At 57.3% G+C, this 4,282-nt stretch carries 6 protein-coding genes; all 6 read left to right on the forward strand.

Annotated elements, in window-relative coordinates:
* The first annotated feature begins 439 nt into the window (after positions 1-439).
* The 6 genes from gmd (at position 440) to O3A94_17105 (ending at position 4,240) form a co-directional block, all read left to right on the forward strand.
* Entirely contained in the window at positions 440-1,504 is a 1,065-nt protein-coding gene (gene gmd, locus O3A94_17080) for a GDP-mannose 4,6-dehydratase (GenBank protein ID MDA1357962.1), read from the forward strand.
* Between the two features lie 5 nt (positions 1,505-1,509).
* Complete coding sequence (locus O3A94_17085; GenBank protein MDA1357963.1) at positions 1,510-2,478, forward strand: GDP-L-fucose synthase; 969 nt, start codon at positions 1,510-1,512, stop codon at positions 2,476-2,478.
* A 20-nt stretch (positions 2,479-2,498) separates the two neighbouring features.
* Positions 2,499-3,134: an HAD-IIIA family hydrolase gene (locus tag O3A94_17090; protein MDA1357964.1), complete on the forward strand. Its 636-nt coding sequence runs from the start codon at positions 2,499-2,501 to the stop codon at positions 3,132-3,134.
* Between the two features lie 49 nt (positions 3,135-3,183).
* The gene (locus O3A94_17095) at positions 3,184-3,807 is read left to right on the forward strand and encodes an SIS domain-containing protein (GenBank protein MDA1357965.1); all 624 of its coding nucleotides are present in this window, start codon (positions 3,184-3,186) and stop codon (positions 3,805-3,807) included.
* A gap of 84 nt (positions 3,808-3,891) precedes the next feature.
* Entirely contained in the window at positions 3,892-4,131 is a 240-nt protein-coding gene (locus tag O3A94_17100; protein MDA1357966.1) for a hypothetical protein, read from the forward strand.
* Entirely contained in the window at positions 4,115-4,240 is a 126-nt protein-coding gene (locus O3A94_17105; GenBank protein ID MDA1357967.1) for an NAD-dependent epimerase/dehydratase family protein, read from the forward strand. Before O3A94_17100 ends, O3A94_17105 begins: the two co-directional genes overlap by 17 nt.
* Positions 4,241-4,282: the final 42 nt, after the last annotated feature.

Genomic DNA, 4,282 nt, shown 5'->3' on the forward strand with positions numbered 1-4,282 from the left:
GTCAACTCGATGCTTGAAACTACAGGCGGCTCGAATTTTCTGGCACGCCCACGTTCCTCTGACAGTACCTATTACAGGGTTAATTTAATTTCCAGAGTCAGGATTCGTCAATTGCGTCGTAGGGCGCCAATAATCCCGATGTTCCACCCTACCGGCCGGTCAACCGCGCAAAAATCAATGTGAATATGATTAACATTATTATATTAGCATAGCGAATCAAACAGATTTTACAACGGAACAGGATTTGCGGGCGCACTGGCGCCGCGTCCGATTGGTTCACCCGGTGCTGCGGTAGCAATTGTGAAAGGCGTTGATCTAAGCTCTCGACCGAGCGCGGATTTCCTGGCATTTAAGCTGTCTTAGCCTTGACCCGCGCTCCGGTTGTGCGGGCTGATCGTGAACGCGGACTGCCACGCACCAGGCGAGGAAATTGAACGATATGACCCGTAAGATTGCATTGATCACAGGCGTTACCGGCCAAGACGGCGCGTATCTTGCCGAGTTGCTGCTCAGCAAGGGCTATGTCGTGCACGGCATCAAGCGGCGTTCCTCATCGTTCAACACAGAGCGTGTCGACCATCTCTACAGTGACCCGCATTTGGGCGAGCCGAGGTTTCGCCTGCATTTCGGCGATATGACCGACGCCACCAATCTGATCCGCCTGCTGCAAGAAATCCGGCCCAGCGAAATATATAATCTCGCGGCGCAAAGCCATGTGGCGGTGAGCTTTGAGACGCCGGAATATACCGCTAATTCAGATGCCCTTGGCACCTTGCGGTTGCTCGAGGCCATTCGCATTTTGGGCCTTGGCGAAGAGGCGAGATTTTATCAGGCCTCCACATCGGAGCTTTACGGCAACGCGCCGGAATCGCCGCAAAACGAAGCCACCCCATTTGCGCCGCGGAGCCCCTATGCGGCGGCAAAGCTGTATGCCTATTGGATTACCGTCAATTACCGCGAGGCCTATGGCTTTCACGCCTCTAACGGAATTCTGTTCAACCATGAAAGCCCGATTCGCGGCGAAACATTTGTTACGCGCAAAATTACCCGGGCGGTAGCCGCCATCCATCTTGGCCTGCAGGAGACGCTCTATCTTGGCAATCTCGATGCCAAGCGGGATTGGGGCCATGCGCGCGACTATGTCGATGGTATGTGGCGAATCCTGCAGCAGGATGAGCCGGACGATTACGTCCTGGCGACCGGTAAAAACCACTCGGTGCGCGAATTTGTCGAACTCGCTTTCGCCCGCGTTGGCCGCACGCTGCAATGGCACGGCGAGGGTGTCGATGAAACAGGTCTGGACGTCGGTACAGGTGACCTCCTGGTGAAAATCGATGCGCGCTATTTTCGCCCCACCGAGGTCCATAGCCTGTTAGGCGATTCGAAGAAGGCGTTCGATGCGCTCGGTTGGCGCCATCAAACAAGTTTTGAGCAATTGGTGGCGGAAATGGTCGATAGTGATCTCAAGAACGTGGCCGAGCAAAAAAGACCGGGGCATGACTGATACAGATGGCTGATTCCGGCGCGCCCTATTCGCTCGACGGCAAGCGAGTTTGGGTTGCAGGCCATGGTGGGCTGGTTGGGTCGGCGCTGGTCAAGCGCCTGGCGTCCGAGCACTGCGAGTTGGTCTCTGCCGGCCGTAGCCAGCTTGATCTCAGGCGCCAATCCGATGTCGAAGATTGGCTCGCCGAAACGCGGCCGGAAGCGATTTTTGTTGCCGCCGCCAGGGTTGGCGGTATCCACGCCAACGATGTTCGGCCCGCCGATTTTCTCTACGACAATATGATGATCGAGGCCAATATCATTCATGCTGCATGGCGCGTCGGCGTCGAGAAACTTCTGTTTTTGGGCTCCACATGCATTTACCCGAAATTTGCGCCGCAGCCGATGGCCGAGGACGATCTCATGACCGGTCCCCTAGAGCCCACTAATCAATGGTATGCGCTGGCCAAGATCGCCGGGATCTATTTATGTCAAGCCTATCGCCGGCAGCATGGCTGCAATTTCATTTCTGCGATGCCGACCAATTTGTTCGGCCCAGGCGATTACTTCGATGCCGAAAATAGCCACGTTATCCCGGCCCTGATGGGCAAGATTCATAAAGCGCGCGAAGAGAACCTGGCCGATGTGGATATCTGGGGAAGCGGTGAGCCTTATCGTGAGTTTCTTTATTCCGAAGATGCGGCGGATGCGCTGGTCTTTCTGATGAAGCGCTATGCGGGCGCCAGCCACGTTAATGTTGGCACCGGTGAAGAGCTAAAGATCATCGAAATCGCCCGCTTGATCGCCGACATCGTCGGCTATCGCGGCGCCTGGAAGTTTGATGCCAGCCGCCAGGACGGCCCACCGCGAAAATTGGCCGACAGCCGCTTGCTCAATTCCCTCGGCTGGACGCCGCGCGTTGGTTTGCGGGATGGCTTGCAGACGACTTACGATTGGTTTCGCGAGTCGTACGCTGCCGGACAGCTTCGCGTCTGATCGGCGCTTCGGTTGATGCTGTGAACGCAACCGGATTACCCGTCGACGCGAGCGGCATGTGGCGCGAGATTCTTGCGCCACACGGGGGTTCTGCATTGCGTCCCGCCCTGTTTTTGGATCGTGACGGCACGCTTATCGACCTGGTCGATTACCTTAGTACGCCGGATGATGTGCGGCCCATTGCCGAAGCTGTGGCGCTGACTGCGCGGGCCCGCGCCAACGATATTCCAACGGTGCTGGTGACCAACCAGTCAGGTATCGGCCGTGGCTATTACGATTGGCAACATTTCGCCGAGGTACAGCAAGCCGTGATCGCGGCGATCGTCGCGGGTGGTGGAAGAATCGACGCGGTTTATGCCTGCCCGGCGTTACCAGGAAGTGGGGCTGCCTGCCGCAAGCCCAATCCCGGGATGTTGCTGGCGGCGGCGGAAGATCTAGCGCTCGATCTCACGCGGAGCTGGATGGTTGGTGATGCAGCGAGCGATCTGGCGGCGGCTGCGAATGCCGGGCTGCATCATGGCTGGCTCGTCGCGACCGGTTACGGCACCGGCGATCGCGCCGATGCGCTGGCCCTCAGCGGCCCCGACTTTGACGTCACGGTGGACCGACCTCTGAGTGAACTTGCGGAAATGCTCTCCGGCTTGTCGAACGTCTGAGCAGCGGTTAAACCTGTACCCCCCCAACCAACGGACCTGACAGCGGCGCATGACCAGTTTTCCCGAGCGGCCCTACGACACCATCGGCGCCTATTGCGACGATTATCTTGACCAATTGGCGCGCGCCGGCGCTTCGATCGACCATGACAGATTGGCTGCCGCCGCTGATCTGTTGGGCCAAGCGTTCGAGCGCGGCGCCTGGTTGTACGTGTGCGGCAATGGCGGCTCGGCGGCGATCGCCAATCACCTGTTGTGCGATTTCGCCAAAGGCATTCAAACCGATACCAGCTTGTTGCCGCGCGTTATTTCACTCAGCGCCAATCTCGAACTGATCACTGCCATCGCCAACGATATCGCGTTCGAAGATTGTTTCGTCTATCAGCTTCGCACCGCGGCGCGCGCCGGAGATGTGTTGCTCACCATCAGCTCCTCGGGCGATTCAGAAAATGTCGTGCGGGCCGTAGATTGGGCGCGCGACAACGACGTGCAAACCATCGCCCTGACCGGCTTCGAAGGCGGGCGCACGGCGCACGGCGCCGCCATCAATATCCATGTCAAAGGCGATAATTACGGCGTGGTTGAAGATACCCATCAATCAATCATGCATATGTTTTCGCAATATTTGCGCCAGTCGCGAATGACAGAAGCACGCATCGCCGAACGAAAATTCTGAGTTTATGTTTCTCTGGAGAATCAGATGGCGAACGTCGCCGAAGGCGCCAGCGCGACCATACTTGGCGCTCAGAACGAAGCCACATTGACCCGGCAATTGCCGCTTCATCGTCAATCGGCACATTTTGAGCTGTGCGTTGGCGGTTCAATGGCGGATTGCGGATATTCCGCGGTGCTGCTTTTCTGGCGGCGCATGCTTCTTGAGATGAGCGGCGATCAAATTCAGTCAGCCATGCGCGCCGCGCAACTTCCTCGATGGTGCCTATCAAAGAACGGCAATATTCACTCAGATGCGGTTGGGGTAGAAGATGACAAGTTTAATTGATGGCTTCGCAGTATTGGTCACTGGCGGAGCCGGATTTTTAGGGTCGCATCTATGTGACCGCCTGATCGGCGAAGGGCGGGAAGGGCAGTGTCAAGGGAAACCGTCTTGAGCTGGTGAGGCGCGTTTTGTAACGTCCTTCAATGAGAAATCC

The sequence above is a fragment of the Pseudomonadota bacterium genome (assembly GCA_027624955.1).
Lineage (GTDB): Bacteria > Pseudomonadota > Alphaproteobacteria > UBA828 > UBA828 > PTKB01.

Coding starts and splice junctions, on each gene's coding strand:
- gmd (MDA1357962.1), top strand. CDS start 440: ATGACCCGTAAGATTGCATTGATCACAGGCGTTACCGGCCAAGACGGC.
- O3A94_17085 (MDA1357963.1), top strand. CDS start 1,510: ATGGCTGATTCCGGCGCGCCCTATTCGCTCGACGGCAAGCGAGTTTGG.
- O3A94_17095 (MDA1357965.1), top strand. CDS start 3,184: ATGACCAGTTTTCCCGAGCGGCCCTACGACACCATCGGCGCCTATTGC.
- O3A94_17105 (MDA1357967.1), top strand. CDS start 4,115: ATGACAAGTTTAATTGATGGCTTCGCAGTATTGGTCACTGGCGGAGCC.